Consider the following 24,326-nt stretch of genomic DNA (forward strand, 5'->3'; position numbering starts at 1 on the left):
TATCTACAATAATATGAGACCGCATCTGAGTTTGGGTATGCAAACGCCAAATGAAGTGCATGAAAAAGGCCAGCAGCTAGCGCTACTGGCCGATCAATAAACCGTCAACGTATTTTAGGACGTGACAATGTGATTAGCAAAACGTTTTAGCTATCTCTCGATAGGTTAGTAACGATTAGTACTTTGCTTCACGTGCTTCTGCTTGTTTGTCCCACTCTGGCGCGATGGTCTTTAAGAACTCATCTTTCTCAGCATTCATCTTATCCATATCCATACCAAGTGCTTGTTGTGCCTTCACTTTGGTTGAGATATCAGGAATCTGAATTTCTTCAGTAATACCTTTGGTTGCTAATAAGCGAATAACTTTAGCGCGAGCATCACCAGCTTTATCAAGTGCAGTACCTAGAATACGTAATGCAACTTCTGGTGCGTGCATATGCACACCATGAGACGCGATTGCGTAATCCCAACGCCACTGTGCATGACGGATATCCATTAGGATAGGTTCCATCTCTGCTTCAGTTGCGCCTGCATCCCACGCAGCTTTCGCTTCGAAGTGTGCAGCAATGATTTGCTTCTCAGCACGTAACTTCATTTCAAGTACGCTAGCCTTACGCGTTGCTACTACACTTTTAAGTGCTGCCTTAGTTTGCGTATGACACTGGGCACAAGTATCTTCGAAGCGGTCAAATGGGTTACCCACTTTGTGGTCGGTATATACTGTGCCGTCTTCGTTTTGTACTTTAGGCATGTGACAATCAATACAGGTCACATTGTTTTTGCCGTGAATACCTTCACGCCATGTTTCATAGCCAGGATGCTGTGCTTTTAGCATCGGTGCTTTTGAAACGCCATGCGTCCAATCTTTAAAGCCAATCTCGTCGTAGTACACTTCCATGTCGTCAACTGATGTGCCTTTATCCCAAGGGAATTTGACTGATTTGTTTGGACCTGTGAAGTAGTATTCAACGTGACATTGACCACAGACTTGCGCTTGTTGATCAAAGCGAGATTGATCTTCAAACTTCTTGCCGATGGTTTCCATTGCGCGTTCAGCGTATGGACGTGACATCTGCAATGCAGGGCCGCCCTTGGCAAACTCTTCGCTGCCCGTATTATGACAATCTGAACAACCAATCGCGTTGTTGATTTCAGCGCCTAAACGAGCCCATTTACCTTCAAAGTAGCCATCTTCACCACGATCATCGATTACACGTGCCACATCAGGGCTTTTACAGCTCCAACATGCCATTGGCATTGGACCAGACTTGTCATCTGTTGGTCCGCCAGTACGTAATGTTTCACGTACATCGGTAATCGCGTAAAAGTGTCCACGCGCTTTGTTATAGTCTTTAGAGAAGCCATATCCTGCCCATAGAACGACCATGTTAGGATCGCCTACTAAGGCATCTTCTATCTCTTCGCTCTCTTGTGTTGCTTTCCAGCTTTTATATTGCTCAGCGTGAGCTTCAGCAAACTTTTTGTTGCGAGGCTCAAAGCGCATCCCTTCTTGTTGAGTAGTTGTCTGATTTTCATCAGCCACTGCTTGTTCAGAAGTTGCCAGCGCATTAGTCGATAAGCATAACGCTGACAATATAGCTGCCATGGCGGCAGTATTTCGCGTCCATTTCTTACTCACGATGTGTCACTCCAGTTTTCTAATTATTAAATAAGGCCAAGCGTTGTGAATGCGGCTAACTCAAATAACAAAAGATGGAGTTCAAACTAATAGTAGCAAATTATTAAAGGTTATTAATGGAAATGAATGGATATTTGTTTTGGATCAAATGTGTTTATTTGTTGGTGGGATCTAACCAGTAAAAACAGGTATATACCCCTTATTGGGTATTTACTTTCCAGTGATTAATGGGAGGTTATTTTTGTTTTTAAATCTTTAAAATCAGCATGTTGGGCGTTATTTTTCTTGATCTTAATCATTAAAAGGTCATTTCTGATGCTACTTAAGGGGTATTTGCAGGCTGACGCAATTTATTACATTTAAAAATATTATTTAATAAACATGTTAAGCGTTGTGGCTAATAGTATCAGATTAATGAGAATGGATGTCAATTGCAAATGGTTTTTATTTCTTTTTATTGCACTTATTTACAAGTGTTTATTTCGTAGCAGCAGTGACTCGAAAAATAATAAAGAAAAACGTTTTGCAGAATTTTAATCAAGAGTTTAAACAGAAATTACATTTAAGCACCGATTGTTATTCGTATGTGAGTAGCAATTATGGAGAAGAAAAGGTGAATAATGGGCAATTATAAAGTTGCCATGAATACAATGATTACATTTTTTGTAGCCATGTGTATTTTTGGTTTTTCTATAAACGTTGCCGCGGACTCGAACACACAGGACGCCACAACCGCGACCCCTGCCGTGATTAATCAAGAGTCAGGTCAACATGTTGTCAAATTTATAAGGGACAGGGATTACGCTTGTACGCAGTGTCATAAAGATGAAAAAGATGTACTAAAAGGTGCGCATGGTGATGCCATTCATGCACTGACGGGTCGAGATATAACGTGTGTTGATTGCCACAGTAATGTGGGTGAAAACCACCGTGATGGTGCAAAAGTAGTGACAAAATTCGCGCCAGCTCAATCGGTTGCTGGTTCTGATAAACCTGCTGCTGATGTCGCGTGGATTAAACAGCAAAACAATACATGTATAAACTGTCACGAGCCGAAAGATTTACGTGAAGTGAACTGGACGCATGATGTGCATGCGCTGGATCTATCGTGTGCTTCTTGCCATACCGTGCACCCAGATACTGATCCGATGAAAGGTATTGATCGAAAGTCGAAGATTAAGATGTGCGTCGACTGCCACTCAGACCAGAAAAAAGAGAAGTAGGAGATGATGGTATGACGTGTTCAAGACGAAATTTTTTAGCGGGTGCTGGTGCGGTGATTTTTACCACCGGAGTTAGCGCTGGTAGCGGTGTACTTGGTCGCCAATCGTTAGTCGCGACCATGGACGACGGTGTTAAACGCTATGGCATGGTGCATGATGAAACATTGTGTATTGGCTGTACTGCGTGTACTGATGCTTGTCGTGAAGTAAACAAAGTACCTGAAGGTGTTTCTCGACTAGAAATAGTGCGCAGTGAGCCTCAGGGAGAATACCCAGATGTGAGCTATCAGTTCACTCGGATTTCTTGTCAGCATTGTGATAATGCACCTTGTGTGCATGTTTGCCCGACAGGGGCTTCTTTCAAAGACCCTGATACTGGGATTGTCGATGTTGATCCTTTCAAATGCGTAGGTTGTGGTTATTGCCTTGCTGCGTGTCCGTATAAGGTTCGTTTCTTTAATCCAGAAACAAAATCTGCAGATAAATGTGATTTTTGTCGTAAGACCAACCTGAAGGAAGGCAAACTGCCAGCCTGTGTTGAATCTTGCCCAACTAAGTCACTGACGTTTGGTGATCTGAATGATCCAAACAGTGAAGTGTCGAAGTTATTAGAGCAAAAAACCGTTTATCGACAAAAGGTGGAACTAGGCACATCACCGAAGTTATATAAAGTGCCTTATGGAAAAGGGGAGATAAAAGGATGATGACTACTTTTGCCGATGCCTTTTATTTTGATTCCTTAGTGTGGGATTGGATTATCGCAATCTATTTGTTTCTAGCGGGCATGTCTGCTGGGGCTGTAATGATTTCGATATACTTGAAACGTAAAGTTATTCAAGGCCACCCAAGCACTAATGGCATCATTAAAGCGACAGCTATTCTTGCACCATTTGGTATTATTGCTGGTTTAGTAATTCTAATTTTCCACCTGACTAAACCATGGTCATTTTGGAAAATCATGATTTTCTATAACACATCGTCAGTCATGTCGATGGGGGTAATGCTGTTCCAAATTTACATGGTGGTGTTGTTTGCGTGGATAGCCATTATTTTTAAAGATGATTTACTCAAACTGTTGAACGGTCGTTTACCGATTGTTAATAAAGTAGTGGGGATCATTAGCAAATATGAAAATAGTATTGAGCTATTCTTAGGCTTCTTAGCGGTAATGTTAGCGGCTTATACTGGCTTCTTATTATCAGCACTAAAAACCTACCCATTGTTGAACAACCCTGTATTGCCAATACTCTTTTTGTTCTCGAGTTTATCGTCGGGAGCGGCTGCTTGTTTGCTATTTGGTATCGTTGGTTTCAAAGAATCAGCGCATAGCGCCAGTGTAAAATGGATTCACAAGTTTGAACGCCCGGTTGTAGTGTTCGAATTGTTTGTTCTTTTTGCATTCTTTTCTGGTCTTTACTTCGGTGGTGGACAAAGAGAAGTGGCGGTTATGGCAGCGATTGGCGGAGGCTTTTGGGCATCGTGGTTTTGGTATGGGGTAATAGGGTTAGGCATGTTGGTGCCGTTGGGTTTGAATGCCGTTAGTTCAGACGGTGTTAAACACAATAAAGCCTTCATCATGCTAGTGACCACTCTCAGCCTTATCGGTGTATTGATGTTACGTACCTTTATTTTATACGCTGGACAAATGACACTGGTTTAATATCAGGCATTACGAAGTCTAAATCGCCACATAATTTGTGGCGATTTTTCGTTTAAATTCCGCAGTTATTGATCAAATGCAATGCGGGCGACAGTGTGTTACTAGAAGATGGTGAATAAATATTCCTACTACTTCTTGAGCATAAAAAGGAAATTTAATGATCCCAGAAGTTGGACATTATGCATTAATACTTGGGTGTGTCTTTGCGGTACTAGGCGGGACAATCCCTTTGTATGGTCTTATTAAGAAAGACTCATATCTTATCCGCTATGCGTGGCCGTTAAGCTATGGTGCTTTTTTTGCTATCTCATCTTCTATCGTATTACTTGGCTACAGCTTTGCTGTTGATGACTTTTCGGTTACGTATATCGCGCAGCATTCTAATTCGCAACTTCCTCAAGTGTTTAAAATTGCCGCCGTATGGGGCGGACATGAAGGGTCATTTCTATTTTGGCTATTTTCACTTGCAGGTTGGAGCGCTGCTGTTGCATTTGTCTATCAGTACAAAGCCCCTTCAGGCGTGAATCAACCAGAAAAACAAGTGCAGCATGAAGCTTTTATCGGGCGGGTGTTGGTTGTTCTTTCTCTGTTAATTGCCGCATTTAGTTTGTTTACGCTATTTACTTCAAATCCTTTTTTACGTTTATTGCCAATACCAATGGAAGGGCGAGATTTAAACCCAATGTTGCAAGATGTAGGGTTAATTTTTCATCCTCCTATGTTGTATCTCGGTTATGTCGGATTTGCGGTGAGTTTTGCATTTGCCATTGCTGCGTTAACAACGTCGGCATCATCTGAACTGCCTTGGGCGGGCTGGAGTCGTCCTTGGGCATTAGCGGCGTGGGTGTTTCTAACTGGTGGTATTTCCTTGGGTTCTTGGTGGGCATACTATGAATTGGGTTGGGGGGGCTGGTGGTTTTGGGATCCTGTCGAAAATGCTTCTCTAATGCCTTGGTTAACGGGTACCGCTTTACTGCATTCTTTGATAATGACTGAAAAGCGAAATGCACTAACTAGTTGGACGTTACTGCTGTCGATCTTTACCTTCTCGTTAAGCTTACTCGGCACATTTATCGTTCGTTCAGGCGTACTAACTTCTGTGCACGCGTTTGCTGTTGATCCAACCCGTGGCGTGGCATTACTAAGTATTCTTGGCGTGGTGCTATTGAGTTCTTTGGCGCTTTTTGCTTTAAAGGGCGGTCAATATATTAAGCCTGTACGGTTTGGCTTCTTATCGCGTGAAGCGGCATTTTTGGCGGGTAACAGTTTGTTTACTGTTGCGACGCTTACTATTTTACTTGGCACGTTTTATCCAATGATATTCCAAGCATTTGGGTTGGGAAATATTTCAGTAGGAGCCCCGTATTTTAATAGCTTGTTCGTGCCATTAAGTTTCGTGATTTTTGCAGTCATGGGCTTAGCACCACTGATTAAATGGAAGAATGCGACATCAGATAATTTCATCATGCGTATTATTGCCCCTTTTTCTGCTTCTGTGGTCATTGGTGTTGCACTCTCGGTGATGTTTGAACGAGGCATTAACCTTGTAGTCTGCGTTGCCTTTATCATGGCATTGTGGGTTACGCTAACGTCCTTACAGGCGCTTTATTTCGATCAAAAGTCGCGTAAAAATTGGCGGTTTGATAGTCAATTTTGCCGCCAGTTCGCGATGGTGACCGCGCATATTGGTGTGGCTGTTGCGCTTGTCGGGGCAACATTAGTGAGTTATTACGTCGAAGAAACTAATAATAGAATGGGACCGGGTAGCCAATTAGTTCTGGGTGATTACCAGTTTGATTACCAAGAAACGGAGTTATTAATTGGCCCTAATTACACGGCTGAACAAGCCAATATTGCAGTAACGCGGATTAATGGTGTTGATGATGATGCTGAAAATATAGGTTTTATTAAGCCACAGCGTCGGCATTACACGGTGCGAACAATGAACATGAGTGAGCCGGGTATTCATTGGTTTTGGAAAGGTGATATTTATATAACGCTGGGTGACAAAATCAATAAGACAGATTATGCCGTACGTATTCAATATAAGCCTTATGTTCGTTGGTTATGGATCGGTAGCTTGTTGATGATGTTAGGTGGTGCTATGGCAGTGCTTGCTCGTATTAGAATCATGGTAATGACTAAGAAGCTGCAGCGTCAATGCCAAGAGGCAAAACTCACATCAACAATTATTATGTGGAAGTAGAGTAACTGTGATGAAAAAGACACGATTTATTCCATTGGTACTTGCTTCATTGGCTGGCATCTTGTTAGTAATAGGAATGAACAGTAAATCTGTTCCTACGGTGTCTCCTTTAGCGGATCGTCCTGTCCCTGATTTTGCTCTGCCTAGTTTGCAACAAGAATTGGGCAGCATTACTCAAGCCAGCTTGAAAGGGGACGTACAACTGCTGAATGTTTGGGCGTCGTGGTGCAGTATTTGTAAGTCTGAACATGCCTATTTACAGCAATTGGTAGCAGAGCAGTCTTTAAGCATTATTGGATTAAATTATCGTGATGAACGCAAAGCGGCATTAAATGAATTAGCCCAAACAGGTAACCCTTATAAGAAAGTGATTTATGATCCGAAAGGGTCGTTAGCATTAGATCTTGGAGTTTACGGTACACCAGAAACATACCTGATTGATAAAAACGGTATTATTCGACATCGTTATGTAGGGGCCTTAACCCCGACTATTTGGGAGCAGCAATTTGCACCGCTAGTTGCCCAATTAAAGGAATGAGTATGATACGTCTTTATTTGAAGCCGTTGCATTTAAAGGAGCCACATTTGAATCTGTCTAAAGCGCCTTATTTAGCTTTGATCTTTGGTTTTATAATCGTGATATTAAGCGTGTTATCACCTGTTCAAGCTAGCGGGGAACAAATTTTTATTGCCGCTGATAGCCAGTTAGTTGAATCGGTTGAAACCTTTCAATTTCGTTCGCCGCTTGAACATAAAAGAGCATTAGAATTAGCCAAAACCTTACGCTGCCCACAATGTCAGAATCAAAACCTGATTGAATCAAACTCGCCAGTCGCCAAAGATTTACGCTTAAAAGTGTATCAAATGATCAATGCTGGCAGCACCGATCAAGAAGTCATTGAATTTATGACAAGCCGCTTTGGTGATTTTGTTTTGTATCAACCCAAGTTTACGCCTCAAACGTATGTGTTATGGCTTGCGCCTTTTTTTATCTTACTTTTATTTGGCCTATTAGGTATCCGATCTATTCGCTCGAATAGACGAGAAGATAAGCTTTAACGATATATAACTTTACTTAATTATCATTTTATCATTACCCCGCTTGTATGAAAATTGAGCCGTTCATATTTGTATACACCACGGTTCTTTGCCTACACTGATTTCGTTAGATCATTGATATTGATTCAAAACGAAAGAGCATGCGGTGTACTGTTTGTTTGGTGTGTAGTATTCACAATGCATTAGTTATCCGTATGGTTATTCCTCGAATAAACAGGATAGTTAAATGAAAAATAAAGGAATTTTAGCTTTTTCAATAAGTGTTAGCCTTATTGTTGCTTCTGCGGGAAATGTTTTTGCTAGCGGTGGCGGTGCAGTTCTTTCGGATCCTGGTGCCGCAGAAGGGAAGCATTTCGATCCCAAAGGAAAATTACCATCCAGCTTTACTATCGAAATACAGCAAGCCCTTCGTAAATCTCTTCCATTATCGGATACCCGCGATTTTGATGAAGCCAAAAAAGGTTTTATCGCAGCCCCAGATTACAAACAAATTCAAGCAGAAGCTGGCAACGTAGCATGGGACATGGCGAGCTACGAATGGCTACTTCAAGATAAAGAATTCGACAGTATTCACCCTTCATTACAACGCCAAGCCGTATTAAACATGGCTTATGGTTTATATGAAGTGGTACCAGATAAAATTTATCAGGTACGCGGCTTTGATTTAGCCAATATCAGTTTTATTAAAGGTGATACCGGCTGGATTATTTTCGACCCACTTACTGCGAAAGAAACTGCCGCAGCAGCGCTCAAGTTTGTTAATGAACAATTAGGGGAACGACCTGTAGTCGCCGTTGTTTATTCCCATTCACATGCCGACCACTTTGGTGGTGCGCGTGGGGTGGTTACTGATGAAGAGATTAAAGCCGGAAAAGTGCAGATTATTGCCCCAGAAGGCTTTATGGAGCACGCCGTATCAGAGAACGTGTACGCTGGTAACGCAATGAATCGTCGAATGTTCTTTCAATATGGTGTGCTATTACCGCGTAGCCCTTTTGGGCATGTTGATCAGTCCATTGGTAAAAATACGGCAGCAGGTACAACTGGGTTAGTTCCCCCTACGGTTTACATTAAAAATGACATCGAAGAGATGACCGTCGATGGCGTGAAAATGATTTTCCAAAATACCCCAGGTACTGAAGCACCAGCTGAAATGAATACCTACTTCCCTGATTTAAAAACATTTTGGGCAGCAGAGAATATTACCGGTACTGTTCACAATATTTATACTCTTCGTGGGGCATTGATTCGAGATGCACTGGAATGGTCTAAACAAATCAATATTGCGCTGTATAAATTTGGTCAAGAGGCTGAAGTCATGTTTGCCTCACACAGCTGGCCGCGTTGGGGGAACGAACGTATTCAAGAAATTATGCGTTCTCAACGTGATATATACGCAAACTTAAATAATGAAGTGCTTCACCTTGCCAACCAAGGTGTCACCATTAATGAAATACATAATCAATATAAGCCACCGGAAAGCTTGCAAGAACAATGGTCGGCACACAGTTACCATGGCTCTGAACAACATAATAGCCGTGCGGTTGTTAACCGTTATTTAGGCTATTGGGATGGTAACCCAGCCACTTTGATCCCTTTGTCGCCGCGTGAGACAGGTCCGCTATATGTCGAAATGATGGGCGGAGCTGATAAGATCCTTAAGAAAGGGCAAGAATTATATGACAAAGGTGAATACCTTCAAGTATCTGAAATTCTAAATAAATTGGTTTACGGTGAGCCTGAAAACCAAAAGGGTAAGGATTTATTAGCCGATGCATTTGAGCAAATAGGCTATCAGCAAGAAAGCCCAAGTGTACGAAATAGCTTCTTGGCCGCTGCTTTTGAATTGCGCTCGGGGATTCCAACAGGCGCTTCGCCTAAAACATCGGGACCTGATGTTATTCGCGCAATGTCGACAAGCCTATGGCTCGACTTCTTGGCTATTCGCTTAGACAGTGAAAAAGCAGATGGTATGCATTTCACCATCAATTTAGTCACGCCCGATAACGATGAAAAGTATGCGGTAGAACTAAACAACGCTACATTAACGAATATCAAAGGCTACCTTGCCGATAAGCCTGATCTAACACTAACGATTAATCGTTCAGATTTAGAACAAGTGATGATGGGGGCTATAAGCATGGATGAGCAGATTGATGCTGGTAAAGCGAAGCTAGAGGGAGATCGTAAGCCGATTGATCAGCTCAAAACAATGATGACTCAGTTTACGCCTGACTTTGAGTTAATGCCGGGAACGAAAAAAGGTGAGAGTAAGAAAATAGAACGTAATGCATTTGAGCAAGAACCATTAGCTGTAACTGATGGGGGTTAATGCCAGCAGTTAAATGACTATCTGTTAAATGATTTTCTGATACTTTTAATAGGGGAGTCGTTATATGTTTTTAACTAGAAAGAGAAGCAATAACGCCTCCCTTTATTTATTGACCCGTCTATAGGTATAGGCTTTATCATCACACCTTATCCATTTAAGCATGGCGTTAAAGTAAACGCATTGACTCTAATTAGACACTACAGTTGCAGACTGTGATTGCGTATACTGACAAGACTGAATTTATACCAATATAGTGCAGCTAGTATGATTATTTTTACCACCAATTTTGGCGATATTGAGATTGAACTCGATATGAAGCAAACACCTGTCAGTTCAAGAAACTTTTTGAAGTATTGCCAAGATGGTTTTTATGACGGTACTATTTTCCACCGAGTTATAAAAGGTTTCATGATCCAAGGTGGTGGCTTTACTGTCGACATGCAAGAGAAGCCGACACGTGATGCTATTGTGAATGAAGCTAATCGTGGGCTTAAAAATGTTGTTGGTAGCCTAGCAATGGCGCGAACAGATGCACCACACTCGGCGACTGGGCAATTTTTTATTAACCTAGATGATAACGACTTTCTTGATTACACAGCCACGTCCAATGCTGGATGGGGCTATGCGGTATTTGGAAAGGTTAGCGCGGGTATGGATGTTGTTAATGCGATAGCGAAAGCGAAAACAACCTCTAAATACGGCCATGATGATGTACCGTGTGAAGCTATCATTGTTGAAAAAGTAACGATTACAGAATAACGTTGCTGTGCCTAACGTATAAGTTAAACCATTAGCTACTGCTGGTGGTAAACGGAACGTTAGACATTAAATTAAAAATTAAAAAGGAGGCATTATATTAATTATGCCTCCTTTTTAATATGTCCAATAAAGCGTCACTTAGCTGTGGATAGTTAACTACCCGTCGATACTATTTCCCACGACCCATCTTGATTTTGACAAGCCGTACCGTAAGCATTTTCATTTTTCCCACCAACGGTGATTTTTTGCTGGAACTCCCGACAATAACGACCACTGGTTGTTGTTCCTTCACGTGTCGCCGTTACCGAACCTGATGCGCCGCCATCACTCCAGTTAATTTGTTCGTTAATTGGGGCGGTGGTGGCTTTTACCTGCGCGGCTTCGTGTTCTCTTTCTTGTTGTTCATTGAGGTTATCAAGCAGTTTTAAGGTTATCGCGGTGAATGCTAACCATTTCCAAGCATCGTTATCGTTATAGTAATTACCATAACCATAATAGGTATGACCATGTGGGCGAACGACAACAACATTGCGATAAGTACGGTGTCGGTTAGAGGGAACAACAACAGTATTATGTCGATTATTGTTGATGACGACATTGTTGTTTTTATTTACGTTATTAATATCTTTATTTTTAATCTTTATGTCATTGCTTTTAACGTTGTTTTGTATGTTCTTATTCACCCGTGCCGAATCTTGTCTATGAAGAGGGCGACTCTTTTCTTGTGATTTATATGCTCCTTTTTTATCTGCAAATCGCCCTTCATTCGCGAACGCTGTTTGAGGCATAAAGGTAATGGAGACAATAGAACTTAATATGATGGCACGCAAACAATTGCATTTAACCATTTGAAATATAGTCTTTTTCATTACTTTTTATCCTCAAGTTAAACCTCAAGTTTTAAGTATAGTGAAGTGTTTGAATTTTATTTGAATTAGACTCTATGCCAATACGTAAGTAATCAATCCTAAAAATGTTAAGCAAGCACCACCGAAAAAACCAAATTCGATACGCTTTTCTACAACGCATTTAACGTGTTCTTTTTCCACCGTAAGCATCATGAATAAACAGCCGCCTGCCAGTGCAAAAAGCAGTACGCCAATGCTGAATAATCCGGCTTGCAAAAAATCGATAAGTTCCATGGCTATTTTTCCTTTCTGGCAATTTACTAATGCGTACCTGATTGTTAACCCTATATTTTTTATGGGTTTTGTGGCACGTCTATTATGTTGAGTGGCATCGATAATACACATTAAATAGTTGGGTGCAACGGTAGAGCGGTGGGATGAGATCTGGAGGGCTTTATGGCTTCCCTGTTTCAATTTGTTTAATGAGCTCAAGCCCTAGCTGCGACACTTGAGTAACATGTTTAATGCAGATTGGACCACTTTCTGGGGTAATCCTATTCTTCCTTCAGTGCTAACAGCATTAGCTGCGAGTGTTGCTGTAAGCCTTGCAACGCCAGCAAATACAGTGACTAAAGCAGAAGTGAAAGCCATTCTAGATGTGGAACGCCAAGCAATGGAACAAGATGCGGCGGAAACAGTATCGGCAAAGCCTGTAATGGCAAAATAATTGACTAAAACTAGATGAAATGCGGGTCTTTGTGATGAGCCGAGATCCGCAATATAAATTACTCTTTTAGTACCACTCAAATAAAAATAAAGGTAATAGTGTGAGAATTGCATTTTTTGGCGAATGTATGGTTGAGTTAAGTGGTCAGCCTCTGCAGCGTACCTTTGGTGGTGATACCTTAAATACAGCACTTTATCTTTCTAGGTTGGGTGCTTCTCGCCATCATTCTGTTAGCTATGCGACAGCCTTAGGCGTTGATAAAATTAGTCAGGATATGTTGGTGTCTTGGCAAGAAGAAAACATAGGAACGGATTTAGTTCGTAAAATTGAAGACAAACTTCCTGGCTTGTATTTGGTTGAAACGGAACCGAATGGTGAACGCCATTTTCACTATTGGCGTAATGACAGTGCAGCAAAGTTTTATTTTTCTGAACAGTTGTCGCCACTAGAGCAGGCGATTGACTCGCATCTATTTGATGCACTATATATCAGTGGTATCAGCCTTGCGATTTTAGCTGAAGATGCCAAAGCGGTATTAATTACCTTGTTAGAAAAGCACAAAGCGGCTGGGGGTAAAGTGTTGTTCGACAATAATTACCGCCCACAGTTATGGACAGAAAAACAAGCCCAATACTGGTATACGCAAGTACTCCCTTTTGTCGATATCGCATTAATTACTGAAGACGACGATCAGCGAGTATGGGGTAAAACCAATATTGTTGAGCGTTGTAAGCAATATGGTTGTAATGAAGTCGTTATAAAACGCGGCTGTGAGCCTTGTAAAATTGTCACCAATTTACAATCAGACGCAACAGAAACAAGCTACGTGGCAGCGAATAGGGTTGCGAATGTTGTTAATACTTGTGCCGCAGGTGATTCCTTTGCAGCAGGGTACTTAGCTGCGCGACTCAATGGTGAGTCAGCGTCGTCATCAGCAGTGCTCGGTCATCGCTTGGCCTCGACAGTTATTCAATACTCAGGAGCGATTATTCCGCTCGACGCAATGAAAGATACCTTGTAAGGAACAAAAGTTAATGTATCAGTAATTCATTGAATAATTAAAAGCGTTTAAAGTCATTCCTGTTATCCAAATCAACAACATTGAGTAAGCCGTACCTTTAGGTACACAAGCGCTTTTGGCATTGAAATAACCAAAACGTCTCAGAGGTTTCCGACTAAAGATCTTGTGACCGACTATACTTCCCTCAACTATCATTCAGGACTGGTGGCACATAACAGAAGTTTTGACGAGTTCAGTCACTACACTTAACCCTTAATCATTCCGTAAAGTGAGGAACGAACTTATACGGTATCTAAGGCGTACACGGTTAAAGCTGGATCCCGGGTATCTCGTTCCTCTATTCCGGGATGATATTTTAGGAGTCGAGATGGAATTGTTAGAAGGCCTTTTTGGTGTAATTGGAGATCTCACTTGGGGATGGGCACTTATACCATTCCTGGTCGTATTGGGTCTATTCTTTACTTTCGTTACCGGATTTGTTCAATTTACTTTCTTTGGACGTATGTTCAGTGTCTTATTAAACAAAAACCAAACAGCTGACAAAAACGCAATTTCAGGTCGTGAAGCGCTTTTATTATCTGTTGGTGGTCGTGTTGGTGGCGGTAACATTGCAGGTGTTGCTGTTGCAATTTCTCTTGGCGGCCCTGGTGCTGTATTTTGGATGTGGGCAATTGCCCTGGTTGGTATGGCAACAAGCCTGGTGGAATGTTCACTCGCTCAGCTTTATAAGCGTAAAGAAGGTGATGCATTTCGTGGAGGTGCTGCACGTTCAATAATTCATGGTCTTGGTGAAGACTATCGGTGGCTTGCTTACCTGTATGCTGTTTGTTTGATTGCTTCCTTTGCGATTGGTTTTAATGCCTTTCAAGGTAATACAGTTGCAGGGGCTGCGCAGGATAGCCTGGGTATTGACCGCATGTGGACTGGTGGCCTGTTAGCTATTATTACTGGTTTCATTATTTACGGTGGTATTAAACGTATCGCTAAAACGGCGGATGTTATCGTACCTATTATGGCTATCGGGTATGTCGCAATGGCGCTTCTAGTCATCCTAATCAACATCACTGAGATCCCAGCGGTCATTGGTAGTATCGTATCTAACGCATTTGGTTGGGAGGAAGCTGTTGGTGGCGGTATGGGAACTGCGATGGCACAAGGTTTGCGCCGTGGCCTGTTCTCAAACGAAGCTGGCCTGGGTTCGGCGCCCAATGTCGCCGCCACGGCCGATGTCGCTCACCCAATCAGCCAGGGCATCACACAGTCTTTATCGGTATTTATTGATACAATCTTAATCTGTAGCTGTACGGCATTTGTTATCTTACTGGGTGACGTTTATGTCCCTGGCGCAGAAGGCATTGATGGTGTCGTTTTGACTCAGCAGTCACTGGTTTCACATATAGGGGCTTGGTCTCAGTACTTTCTGACTGGGGCGATTTTGCTCTTTTCTATTAGTTCTATCATCTACAACTACTACCTGGGAGAAAACGCCCTCACATTCATGTCAAAGAACAAACTGTCTGTACACATTCTTCGCTTTGTTGTGATCGGGATTATCTTTTTGGGCGCAGTTGCTCCAGGAGCAACGTCAGTGTTTTTCTTCTCAGATCCGATGATGGGTATCCTTGCTATCGTTAACTTGTTAGCACTTATAATGCTGTTTCCTACGCTCATCCGTATTTTGAAAGACTATAAGAAGCAACTTAAAGCAGGTATCGAACACCCACAGTTCGACCCCAAAGATTTCCCTGATCTAGATATTGACCTCAAAGCGTGGAAACCAAAAAAATAAGATAGTTGTAATTAACAGAAGAAAGAGGGCGATCATCACAACGACCTCATTAATCACTATAAAAAGCGAGTGCCGCATTTTCAGTACTCGCTTTCTCCGACGATATTATTCAGATATTTGATTGAAAGGATTTCAATTAGACTCAGCATGTGCCCGTTATTCCAAAGCCCAACATAGATATGATGCAATGCCAACTGGTAGCCTTTTGGATCTCTGGTATAGCAAGGTATTATTAGACAATTCGTTCAATTGATTGTGACATAGCAAATAATAATTTTTCTTTTAAAGCTTTTTGTTTTTTAAATTGTTTTTCTTCTTTACTCATTACACCGCAAATCTTTCTTAAAAACATCATACCAAAAACCTTTCGTATGTGGCCATTCATTGCCACCGGGGTGTTTTAAGCAATACCCATGCCATATTTACCATGACGGCCGTAAACGACTTTGTTGCAACACTAGCAGCATTGGCGTCATTGTGTTTGTAAGGCTAAAAGCTATTTTTAAACAACTATTTGTAAACAAGAGATTAAGCTTTTCGATTTCTATATGTGTTTAGGTTTATTAAAAAGAACCATGTGTGAACCAGCTACTGTTTGATTAATAGGCGGTTCATTGTTATTTATTGCGTTTTGGATATAAAGTAATCAAACAATCAAAATAATATGATTTTGATGTTGACTCATACTGAGCAATCCGTAGAATGCAGCCCATACCGCAACGGGGCAACCCATTAACGGTTAGTGATTGAAAGATTGCTTAATTCTTTAAGATGTTTTGGCATTAAAGAATATGGCGCGTTGGCAGAGTGGCTATGCAGCGGATTGCAAATCCGTGTACCTCGGTTCGACTCCGGGACGCGCCTCCATTATTCCTTGAGAATAATATGCGACACTAGCTCAGCTGGTAGAGCGCAACCTTGCCAAGGTTGAGGTCACGAGTTCGAGCCTCGTGTGTCGCTCCAAATTTTGTACTAACGGTCACGTTACATTGGCAGACCGTTATTAAGATGGTGTCTAACCGCTTTTTATAAAGCACATTGGTTGGAGCATCGCAATAAAGAATTGCGTGCCCTGGTGGTGGAATTGGTAGACACAAGGGATTTAAAATCCCTCGGCGTTCGCGCTGTGCCGGTTCAAGTCCGGCCCGGGGCACCATCTATTAAAGTCTATATCGAAAGATATAGCATGCGACACTAGCTCAGCTGGTAGAGCGCAACCTTGCCAAGGTTGAGGTCACGAGTTCGAGCCTCGTGTGTCGCTCCAAATTGAAAAGCCCAATCAGAAATGATTGGGCTTTTTGACGTTTGTAGCATATTAAAATGAGTCTCGACGCGTTATCTCAACAATCATTAGCTCAGCAGGTCGATTGCAGCCGTGCCAAGGTTGAGGTCACGCCTAAGCCTTGAAGATCGGGAGCCTCGTGTGTCGCTCCAAATACGAAGCCCCGACAGAAATGTCGGGGCTTTTTATTTATCTGCAATTTGAGCCGTGTAGATCTTGAAGATTCGACCTTGCTTAGAGCCCAACAAACCCTCGTTTTACGAATTTGAAGGCGATTATTTCATGAAGCAGCTTTTTGCATACTCAGTCGCTTCGTTTGCCGTCCAGTCACCTTTTGGTTTGTCTTTCATTTCTTTACACCAATCTTCGCTGCCTACTTCCGGCGCACAAGCAGATAACAGAAAAACAGCTGTCATTAGTACTAGAAATTTTTTCATCGTTTTCCCTTCAATTCATTAGTAGAAACTTACCTGTATACCCAAGTTACCTCAAGGTACTCGTTTCAGCGAGAATTTATTGGGCTCTAGGCAAGGCGCTCATTTATAGACATAGTGGTTCTACGTTGAAAATGAGCAACGCCGTATAGAGTCCAATAAAACTCGCCCTTCGGGAGTGATTCAACGTGTCTACTTCTGTGTCAAATATGTTTGAAAGGGAGTGCCATTCCTACACATATTTTCCTTGAATTAAACACGTTGAGATCACTCTGAATCCTGCACCTTGAGGTGACTTGGGTATGAGCGTCTCATTGATTATTTGTGTATTCAAATGATAAATTATTAATGTAGATAAAAGTGTTTTTTATTATATGACTTGATTAACAATAGACTTGTTGTGAAGCCATTTTAGAAAATTGTGCTTTTAATCTATTGTTATAACGTGTTGCCAGTGTTTCGATGTTTTTATACGCTGTGTTGTTAATTTTATAAGCAAGGATTCGCGATGAAATTGAACTGCGATATGGGTGAAAGTTACGGTCCGTGGCAAATGGGTAATGACCAAAGGGTTATGCCGTTTATCGAAATGGCAAATATTGCCTGCGGTTTTCACGCTTCCGATCCTGATATTATGGCGCAAACCGTTGAATGGGCAACCACCCATCAAGTACAAATAGGCGCTCACCCCGGTTACGATGACAAGCTTGGTTTTGGACGACGTAGCATTCCCCATGCACCATCATCAATAACCCATTTAATCGCCTATCAGGTGGGTGCTTTAGATGGAATTTGTCGATTGCATAATACCAAGGTGTCTTATGTTAAGCCTCATGGTGCTTTATATAATGACATGATGGCAAACCGTGATATTTTCGAATCGATAGTAAAAGCTATCTCCGGTTTGAATGTTGATCGAATCAAAGGTGCACCGTCTAACGCACTTAAATTAATGATTTTAGCGCGAACCGATAACTCAATATATCAAGAAATAGCTAAGCAATATCACGTTGAACTCTTGGAAGAAGCCTTTGCTGATCGTGCATATAATTCAGATGGATCTTTGGTCTCACGTACACAAATTGGTGCGGTTCACCACAACCCAGAAAGAATTAAACTGCAAGTGATTCAATTATCACAAGGGTATGTTGTAACGGTAGATGGAACGCGTTTAGCGCTTAATGCCGATACAGTGTGTGTACATGGTGATAATGAAATATCAATTGCGAGTATTGCGGAATTAAATCAGGTGCTTAATCCATGATTAAAATTGAGCCAGTATCTGAAACCAGCCTGATCATTTACTTAGGTGATCAAATTGATCTGCAGTTAACGCAGGTGATCGCACAATTAACCCATTATCTAGAACTGCACTTTTCAGAACAGTTGGTTGATGTAACGCCTTCCTATACGTCCATTTTAATCCAATACCACCCTTTAAAGATCAACTTTAAATCAATCCAAGTAAGCGTATTGGCTTGGGCAAATAAAGAGCTTGAGTCGAAAAAAGATCGTAAGTTAAATAATGACGATCAATACACAATTAGTCGTGGCAAAACCATTACGCTTCCCGTGTATTATGATGTAAGCGTAGGCCCTGATTTAGCGTCGTTAGCCAAAGAAAAAAACCTGTCGATAGAACAAGTCATTACCTTACATCAGCAGAAAACATACACAGTATGCGCCATTGGTTTTGCCCCTGGTTTTGCTTTTCTTGCATCTGTAGACAGTTCGATAGCCACTCCTCGGCATGCAGAACCTCGTTTAAAAATACCCGCAGGTAGTGTTGGCATTGCCGATCAACAGACAGCAGTGTACCCAGATGATTCTCCCGGAGGCTGGCAAATCATAGGTAACTGCCCTCAGCAATTATTCTCACCAAATACTGACCCTATTTCACCGTTTGAAGTGGGGGATAAAGTGACCTTCGAAGCGATAGACCGTCAAACATTCTTAGATCTTGGAGGAGTAATATGGCCGCATTGGAAGTAGTACGTGCTGGTACGTTAACTCTACTGCAAGATTCGGGAAGATTAGGTGTTGCGCAGTTAGGTTTAAGCCAAGGCGGCGCATTAGACATGCATGCGTATTGCTGGGCTAACTATTTATTGGGTAATGATATGTCATGCTCGCAACTGGAAATGACGTTAGGGCAAGCCAGTTTTAAATCAGATCACGATATTGTATGCGCGATCACTGGGGCTGATGCCGCTGCCACTGTTGATGGCATCCCTGTTAAACTTTGGCAAACGTTTTGTTTACCTAAAGGATCGTTGTTAGCGTTTAATTACCCTAGAAAAGGGCTGCGCACGTATTTAGCAATAGAGGGAGGTTTTCAATGTAAACCGTTAATGGGCAGTGTTTCTACTGTTGTTCGAAATAAAGTGGGGGGGATTGATGGTGGTCGAGCATTACTTGTGGGTGATAAGCTGCCAATTGTTCTTCCATCTTTTAAAAGTGAATCTCATGTTAAGTATGCGCACAAAACGTTATACGTAGCGCCGCGTTTTATTCCGGATTATGAAGCACCATTAACGCTAAGAGTGATTGAATCGTATCAACATGCATTGTTTTCTGAACACTATAAGGCAATGTTTTATTCTAATACCTATCGAGTGAGCCCACAGTGCGATCGTATGGGATGTCGCCTTGATGGATCAAGTTTGAATACGGCAGTCGATGGCATTATTTCTGAAGGCATTGCGTATGGCGCAATACAAATTCCACCGAATGGGCTGCCTATTATTTTGTTCAATGATCGTCAGACATTGGGCGGATACCCTAAATTGGGCTGTGTTGCACGGACTGATATGGCCAAGATTGCCCAAGCCGCTCCCGGTAAAGAGGTACGCTTTTTACGTGGAAATATAGAAGAACTGCAACAAGAATGGATACAGTTTTCACACTTCTTTGGATTACCGTATTAGAGTCTACTTGGGTATATAACATTAGGACATGAGCATTATGTATATTTTTGGTTATGGCAGTTTGATTAACAATCATTCACGTCAATTAACGGGTCAAACGGGTAAAGCGATTCCTGCGGTGATACAGGGTTTACAGCGTTATTGGGGAAAAGTTGATGGTAGCTATAAAATAGCGCCGCTAGTGGCAAGAATTGGCGAAGGGCACTGTAATGGCGTGTTAGTTGCTGTTGATGACATTACTTTGCAAGAATTTGATCGTAGAGAAAAAGGCTATCACCGTGTGCGTGTAAACCTTGATAGCATTGTATGTGTTAGTGATGAATGTATCTTGGAAGAAGGTGAAACCGTTTGGGTGTACGTTAAAGACAAGACTGAAGTGCCTTGCAAGCATCAACCGATTGTACAGACTTATGTTGATACAGTATTGGCTGGCTGCTTATCGATTTCGGAGTCGTTTGCTAAAACATTTGTGGAAACAACTCATGGCTGGCATCATCCGTTGGAAAACGATCGCCATAACCCTAAATACGGCAATTTAGCAGGCGTGCTTGATGAGCATTTATACACCATAGACAGATTGATTGAACAAGTTAGACTGCCGTTAAAGTAGAACGTCGCAATTTTTTAATGTAGAAATAGTGTAGAGAGTAAATGGCAAAGCCGAACAAAAAAGGTCCAACCAAAACCGTCGATGTATTGTGTGCTGGCTGTAAAACACAATTATTTAAATACCGTAAAGGCGGGAAAGGCGCATTAGTGAAATGTTTTAAAGAACGAATAACGAAAGACTTTACAAATGAACCGTGTGTTTGCCCTAGCTGTAAGGTGCAATTTGCCCGTGATACTTTAGTACGAGGAACTCCGGCATATAAAATTATTGGTGGTAAAGTAACCGCCAAATAACGGTTAGCGGAGTGAAATTGGTTCTAATAGGGCAATTTTATGTTGTGCACTGTGAGATCGAATTTTAGAGGCTTACTGTGTTTGTGGTATGAACGGCTTAGAGACAACCGTCACTGGTGGGCAGACTACTTTCTTAGAATTTAATGTCGTTTTTAAGTTGAGAATTTTGCGCTTATATGTACCGAGTACCAGTTGATAATCTAAATCTGGTGCAAACCATAAGTATAGTTTTCGGTCACTTTTTCTTGTTTGCTCAACCCGAATTGCCTTCAGTTTGCCAAAGTTCGTATTAATCGTTTCTTGTCCTTTTACTTCAAAATAATAATGATTTACTTCATCGGCATCTTGTAATAAAAAATCAAATTTCTTCTTGCCATTGATAACATTTAAACGCATTTGACTAGCCAGTGCATCAGCATCCAGTAGTGGCATTGAATCATCTGAAAATGTCATTGTTACGCCGTTAGAATCTACGGATGATTTACTGGCATTATCGCTAAATTTAGCCGTAAACTTTCCGGAAATAAGGCCTTTTACGTCACGATCAAATGATTGAGAAATAAAGCTATTTTTGTCTGAAGACCATTTGTAAGATGAATGCTGTTTTAGAGATGACTTTGTTACTAATACATCTATATTGCTATAGGTATAAACATTGACGTTGTTATTTTGCCAATTGATTTGTCGTTCAAACGTACCGATTCTGGCACCATGAAAAAAAACGTTATACAAAAGTATTTTCTTACATTGGTGATATTTTTTAGGCAGTTCCGTAGCAGATAGTGATGATGAAAAGCCCATCAGTATAGCTGTTATAGATAAGTAAACACTTTTCATACTGCCTCTTGTTTCTGCTGATATCCTAAATAAGAATAACCCATCATAGTAAAACGTTAGCATTTAGTGTCGGTTATCGCAAAATCAACTTGGGTATAAAACGTCGTTATACTCGCTGATAAAGAATCCCATAGCGTATTGTTAGTGAATAGTCAGAAATAGTGCGTAGTGCGTAGTGCGTAGAGATAAAACAACGGCCCATAAAGTGAGCCGTTATTATGCTTATTTATTTCAGCATTCGCTTAAGGATTTTTCCTGTTGCAGTCATTGGCAACGATTCTAATATTTCAACCTGACGGGGGTACTTATAATCAGCTAAACGTTCTTTACCCCAGTTAACCAATTCTTTAGGTGTTACTTTTCTATCCTCTTTTAGCACCACGAATGCTTTAACTTCTTCACCGTATGTTTTATGTGGTACACCAATAACGGCAATCAGGTGTACATCTGGATGTGTCATGAAGGTTTCTTCAATATCGCGAGGATAGATATTGAACCCACCACGTATAATGACCTCTTTTAAGCGATCGACAACAAATACGTAACCTTCATCATCAATACGTACAATGTCACCTGTATGAAGCCAACCATTCACAATGGTTTTAGCCGTTTCTTTAGGCTTCTTATAATAGCCTTTCATTACGTTATGTCCGCGAATAAGAAGTTCACCTTCTTTACCTTGCGCAACCTCTATGCCATCTTTACCAACCGCCTTCATAGTTACGCCTGGCAATGGCTGTCCGATGCTTCCGGGTTTACGTTTATATTCAAGTAAGTTGAATGCAGCAACAGGTGATGATTCTGATAAACCATAACCTTCAATAACTGGAACATTTAATATTTCCTCGAAGCGCTTTAATATTTCAACTGGCATTGATGCACCACCCGAAATAGCAACTTTCATATTCTTTGCAATTTCACTGATGTATTCACTGCCATGCTTCTCAGTAAACGCGAGTAAGCCGATATACATAGTTGGTACACCAGCAAAATGCGTTACTTTATGCGCGTACATCTGCTGCATGACCGTTTTAGGCACAAAGCGTGGAATTAACACTAAGGCACTGCCTGCAAGCACTGAGGTATTAAGTATTAGAGATTGACCAAATGTATGAAACAGAGGGAGAACCGCAATACTCACATCGGTGCCTTTTTGGTTGGTTAACGCTTGGCAGGCTTGCGCATTACACAGCATGTTACTTTGGCTTAATTCAGCCCCTTTAGCATGGCCTGTTGTACCTGAGGTGTATAAGATGACACAGCTATCTTCTGCTTTACGGTACACAGCATCAAAATGGATCTCTGATGATGCTAACCACGCGTTAAAAGCATGAGTGCCTTCAGGCAAGGCTTCTTGATTATTTTCTGCTTCAATCATGATGAAATGTTTACAGCTGTTAGCTTGCAGGAACCCTGCATGACCAAATTGACCTGTTGGTAACGCACTATTTCCTTGGTAACAAATCAGCGCGATAGCATCTGAATCATCAAGGTGGTAAGCAACCTCAGCTCCCTTCAGCATAATATTCAAAGGCACAGCTACGGCACCTACTTTCTGAATTGCATAATAACTAATGACAAAAGCTGGCATGTTTGGGCAAGATAGCGCCACTTTATCATCAGGTTTGATGCCTAACTTAACGAGCTGATTAGCCACTTGGTTAACCATACGATTAAGTTCTTGGTAGTTAATTTTATGTTTTTGAAAAATCAACGCAGTGTTTGTAGGGCAAAAGCTCGCATTACGCTCTAAATTAGTCGCTAAGTTATACATGATTATGTTTATCTTTTTTTATGAAGCTGCTTTTCGTCTAATCATGTGGCATTAAACAGTTTTGATAAGCGCAAATGTTAACGAGTAAGCAAGCGTATTATTTGGGTATGATTTTATTTTACGATCTTTGTAATTCTTTGTGCATAAAAAAATACCAAAGTGTAAAAAATAAGGGCATTTAAAAATCCTTTTTAAGGTGAAGGCGTAGAGAGGCTGTATGAAAAGGTGGACAGTAATGCCTATGAGTGTAGTTGTATTTACTGTAGGTATAATGTCATTTCTTATGATGAAATAAAAAATTAATTAATTAATTAACATAGATAAATCATTAGCTTACATTCTAATGTTTTATATCTCTTTTGTGTTAGCGTGTGTTTTTGTCAGTAAGCGTTTGTTTTTTACGTGAAAAATAAAATATCTCCTTACTAAATAGATGTGACATTTTAAAGTCACAAATTTGACGATTTAGGTTGAGGGTTCTATTTTTATTGAGGTTTAACTGAGAGGAGGAATCAAAAAATGAAAAGAATGAACTCGTCGTATCGTTTACAGGTAATAAAAGAAGTAATGACACGGCGACGGCTTACTGAACAAAATGATCCTATGGCTAATCATATCTCTCAGTTGCTAGATTCTCATGCACATGATGAAGTAGTCAAAGACGTTCCTCAGTATAGCGGAAGTCATTTTGATGAGGATGTTGGTGGCTGGATCAGTAATGCGTGGGATTTAAAATAAAATCATTCAATGTATCTGGTTGGCTATGTAGAGATAGGGGCGATAGCGGTATACGTTAAACGCCCTTATTAGTATTCGCAATGATGACGAAACTAGATTGTCATTATATAAGCGTTTTCTCACAGAGAACTGGCAGAATACCGGTGACTGATGTAAATTGCTTCCGTC

23 protein-coding genes, 4 tRNA genes and 1 pseudogene are annotated in these 24,326 nt (G+C 41.2%); 21 read left to right on the forward strand and 7 right to left on the reverse strand.

Translation table 11 applies throughout. The features are described from left to right. Nucleotides 1-175: 175 nt before the first annotated feature. Nucleotides 176-1,639 carry an ammonia-forming nitrite reductase cytochrome c552 subunit gene (gene nrfA, locus C9J12_RS17720; RefSeq protein WP_170111811.1) on the reverse strand — a complete coding sequence of 488 codons (1,464 nt, stop codon included), beginning with the start codon at nt 1,637-1,639 and terminating at the stop codon, nt 176-178. Between the two features lie 620 nt (nt 1,640-2,259). On the opposite strand from nrfA, the gene nrfB reads away from it, so the two are divergent. The 8 genes from nrfB (at nt 2,260) to C9J12_RS17765 (ending at nt 10,878) form a co-directional block, all read left to right on the forward strand. After that, nucleotides 2,260-2,862 (forward strand): cytochrome c nitrite reductase pentaheme subunit, encoded by a 603-nt coding sequence (nrfB, locus tag C9J12_RS17730; protein ID WP_107243925.1) that lies wholly within the window; start codon nt 2,260-2,262, stop codon nt 2,860-2,862. Between the two features lie 11 nt (nt 2,863-2,873). Further along, nucleotides 2,874-3,566 carry a cytochrome c nitrite reductase Fe-S protein gene (nrfC, locus tag C9J12_RS17735; protein ID WP_011218001.1) on the forward strand — a complete coding sequence of 231 codons (693 nt, stop codon included), beginning with the start codon at nt 2,874-2,876 and terminating at the stop codon, nt 3,564-3,566. Then, entirely contained in the window at nt 3,566-4,522 is a 957-nt protein-coding gene (gene nrfD / locus C9J12_RS17740; RefSeq protein WP_107244018.1) for a cytochrome c nitrite reductase subunit NrfD, read from the forward strand. The genes nrfC and nrfD overlap by 1 nt, the downstream gene beginning before the upstream one ends. Before the next feature lie 157 nt (nt 4,523-4,679). After that, entirely contained in the window at nt 4,680-6,728 is a 2,049-nt protein-coding gene (nrfE, locus tag C9J12_RS17745) for a heme lyase NrfEFG subunit NrfE (protein WP_107243926.1), read from the forward strand. 10 nt (nt 6,729-6,738) lie between these two features. Next, a complete protein-coding gene (locus C9J12_RS17750) occupies nt 6,739-7,266 on the forward strand; it encodes a DsbE family thiol:disulfide interchange protein (protein WP_107243927.1) in 528 nt (175 codons plus the stop codon). A gap of 2 nt (nt 7,267-7,268) precedes the next feature. Then, the gene (nrfF, locus tag C9J12_RS17755) at nt 7,269-7,787 is read left to right on the forward strand and encodes a heme lyase NrfEFG subunit NrfF (protein WP_107243928.1); all 519 of its coding nucleotides are present in this window, start codon (nt 7,269-7,271) and stop codon (nt 7,785-7,787) included. A 226-nt stretch (nt 7,788-8,013) separates the two neighbouring features. After that, the gene (locus C9J12_RS17760) at nt 8,014-10,119 is read left to right on the forward strand and encodes an alkyl/aryl-sulfatase (RefSeq protein ID WP_193944687.1); all 2,106 of its coding nucleotides are present in this window, start codon (nt 8,014-8,016) and stop codon (nt 10,117-10,119) included. A 264-nt stretch (nt 10,120-10,383) separates the two neighbouring features. After that, the gene (locus tag C9J12_RS17765; RefSeq protein WP_107243929.1) at nt 10,384-10,878 is read left to right on the forward strand and encodes a peptidylprolyl isomerase; all 495 of its coding nucleotides are present in this window, start codon (nt 10,384-10,386) and stop codon (nt 10,876-10,878) included. 152 nt (nt 10,879-11,030) lie between these two features. Here the strand turns inward: C9J12_RS17765 and C9J12_RS17770 are convergent, their stop codons facing one another. Both C9J12_RS17770 and C9J12_RS17775 read right to left on the reverse strand, forming a co-directional pair. Then, the gene (locus tag C9J12_RS17770; RefSeq protein ID WP_227876393.1) at nt 11,031-11,747 is read right to left on the reverse strand and encodes an RT0821/Lpp0805 family surface protein; all 717 of its coding nucleotides are present in this window, start codon (nt 11,745-11,747) and stop codon (nt 11,031-11,033) included. Nucleotides 11,748-11,819: 72 nt separating this feature from the next. After that, nucleotides 11,820-12,020: a hypothetical protein gene (locus tag C9J12_RS17775; RefSeq protein ID WP_107243930.1), complete on the reverse strand. Its 201-nt coding sequence runs from the start codon at nt 12,018-12,020 to the stop codon at nt 11,820-11,822. A gap of 223 nt (nt 12,021-12,243) precedes the next feature. Here C9J12_RS17775 and C9J12_RS17780 point away from each other — a divergent pair. From C9J12_RS17780 to C9J12_RS17790, 3 genes and pseudogenes are all read left to right on the forward strand, one after another. Continuing rightward, nucleotides 12,244-12,453: pseudogene (locus tag C9J12_RS17780) on the forward strand (sodium:solute symporter family protein); the annotation flags it as partial. A 127-nt stretch (nt 12,454-12,580) separates the two neighbouring features. Beyond that, a complete protein-coding gene (locus C9J12_RS17785; protein WP_193944688.1) occupies nt 12,581-13,474 on the forward strand; it encodes a sugar kinase in 894 nt (297 codons plus the stop codon). A 367-nt stretch (nt 13,475-13,841) separates the two neighbouring features. Beyond that, nucleotides 13,842-15,263 carry an alanine/glycine:cation symporter family protein gene (locus C9J12_RS17790; RefSeq protein ID WP_107243932.1) on the forward strand — a complete coding sequence of 474 codons (1,422 nt, stop codon included), beginning with the start codon at nt 13,842-13,844 and terminating at the stop codon, nt 15,261-15,263. Between the two features lie 232 nt (nt 15,264-15,495). On the opposite strand, the gene C9J12_RS31435 is transcribed toward C9J12_RS17790, so the two are convergent. Continuing rightward, the gene (locus tag C9J12_RS31435) at nt 15,496-15,618 is read right to left on the reverse strand and encodes a hypothetical protein (RefSeq protein WP_265416154.1); all 123 of its coding nucleotides are present in this window, start codon (nt 15,616-15,618) and stop codon (nt 15,496-15,498) included. Between the two features lie 438 nt (nt 15,619-16,056). Here C9J12_RS31435 and C9J12_RS17795 point away from each other — a divergent pair. The 4 genes from C9J12_RS17795 (at nt 16,057) to C9J12_RS17810 (ending at nt 16,527) form a co-directional block, all read left to right on the forward strand. Beyond that, nucleotides 16,057-16,130 (forward strand) — tRNA-Cys (locus tag C9J12_RS17795). A gap of 20 nt (nt 16,131-16,150) precedes the next feature. After that, nucleotides 16,151-16,226: transfer RNA gene (locus C9J12_RS17800), tRNA-Gly, on the forward strand. Nucleotides 16,227-16,332: 106 nt separating this feature from the next. Next, nucleotides 16,333-16,419: transfer RNA gene (locus C9J12_RS17805), tRNA-Leu, on the forward strand. Between the two features lie 32 nt (nt 16,420-16,451). After that, nucleotides 16,452-16,527: transfer RNA gene (locus C9J12_RS17810), tRNA-Gly, on the forward strand. Between the two features lie 293 nt (nt 16,528-16,820). Here the strand turns inward: C9J12_RS17810 and C9J12_RS17815 are convergent. Next, nucleotides 16,821-16,982 (reverse strand): DUF3012 domain-containing protein, encoded by a 162-nt coding sequence (locus C9J12_RS17815; RefSeq protein ID WP_107243933.1) that lies wholly within the window; start codon nt 16,980-16,982, stop codon nt 16,821-16,823. Between the two features lie 505 nt (nt 16,983-17,487). Between C9J12_RS17815 and C9J12_RS17820 the strand changes: the two genes are divergently transcribed. From C9J12_RS17820 to C9J12_RS17840, 5 genes are read left to right on the forward strand one after another with little or no spacing between them, the layout of a single operon-like run. Next, the gene (locus C9J12_RS17820; RefSeq protein ID WP_107243934.1) at nt 17,488-18,243 is read left to right on the forward strand and encodes a 5-oxoprolinase subunit PxpA; all 756 of its coding nucleotides are present in this window, start codon (nt 17,488-17,490) and stop codon (nt 18,241-18,243) included. Next, nucleotides 18,240-18,971 carry a 5-oxoprolinase subunit PxpB gene (gene pxpB / locus C9J12_RS17825; protein ID WP_107243935.1) on the forward strand — a complete coding sequence of 244 codons (732 nt, stop codon included), beginning with the start codon at nt 18,240-18,242 and terminating at the stop codon, nt 18,969-18,971. Before C9J12_RS17820 ends, pxpB begins: the two co-directional genes overlap by 4 nt. Then, nucleotides 18,953-19,906 (forward strand): 5-oxoprolinase subunit C family protein, encoded by a 954-nt coding sequence (locus C9J12_RS17830; RefSeq protein ID WP_107243936.1) that lies wholly within the window; start codon nt 18,953-18,955, stop codon nt 19,904-19,906. Before pxpB ends, C9J12_RS17830 begins: the two co-directional genes overlap by 19 nt. Before the next feature lie 37 nt (nt 19,907-19,943). After that, the gene (locus C9J12_RS17835) at nt 19,944-20,516 is read left to right on the forward strand and encodes a gamma-glutamylcyclotransferase family protein (RefSeq protein ID WP_107243937.1); all 573 of its coding nucleotides are present in this window, start codon (nt 19,944-19,946) and stop codon (nt 20,514-20,516) included. A 41-nt stretch (nt 20,517-20,557) separates the two neighbouring features. Further along, a complete protein-coding gene (locus tag C9J12_RS17840; protein ID WP_107243938.1) occupies nt 20,558-20,809 on the forward strand; it encodes a hypothetical protein in 252 nt (83 codons plus the stop codon). A gap of 72 nt (nt 20,810-20,881) precedes the next feature. Here the strand turns inward: C9J12_RS17840 and C9J12_RS17845 are convergent, their stop codons facing one another. Both C9J12_RS17845 and C9J12_RS17850 read right to left on the reverse strand, forming a co-directional pair. After that, nucleotides 20,882-21,646, reverse strand: coding sequence for a DUF3108 domain-containing protein (locus C9J12_RS17845; RefSeq protein ID WP_107243939.1), 765 nt, complete (start codon nt 21,644-21,646; stop codon nt 20,882-20,884). Nucleotides 21,647-21,872: 226 nt separating this feature from the next. Further along, nucleotides 21,873-23,420 carry a long-chain-fatty-acid--CoA ligase gene (locus C9J12_RS17850; RefSeq protein WP_107243940.1) on the reverse strand — a complete coding sequence of 516 codons (1,548 nt, stop codon included), beginning with the start codon at nt 23,418-23,420 and terminating at the stop codon, nt 21,873-21,875. A gap of 519 nt (nt 23,421-23,939) precedes the next feature. Between C9J12_RS17850 and C9J12_RS17855 the strand changes: the two genes are divergently transcribed. Continuing rightward, complete coding sequence (locus tag C9J12_RS17855) at nt 23,940-24,158, forward strand: hypothetical protein (protein WP_006231372.1); 219 nt, start codon at nt 23,940-23,942, stop codon at nt 24,156-24,158. Nucleotides 24,159-24,326: the final 168 nt, after the last annotated feature.

This window comes from Photobacterium frigidiphilum (genome assembly GCF_003025615.1).
Taxonomy (GTDB): domain Bacteria; phylum Pseudomonadota; class Gammaproteobacteria; order Enterobacterales; family Vibrionaceae; genus Photobacterium; species Photobacterium frigidiphilum.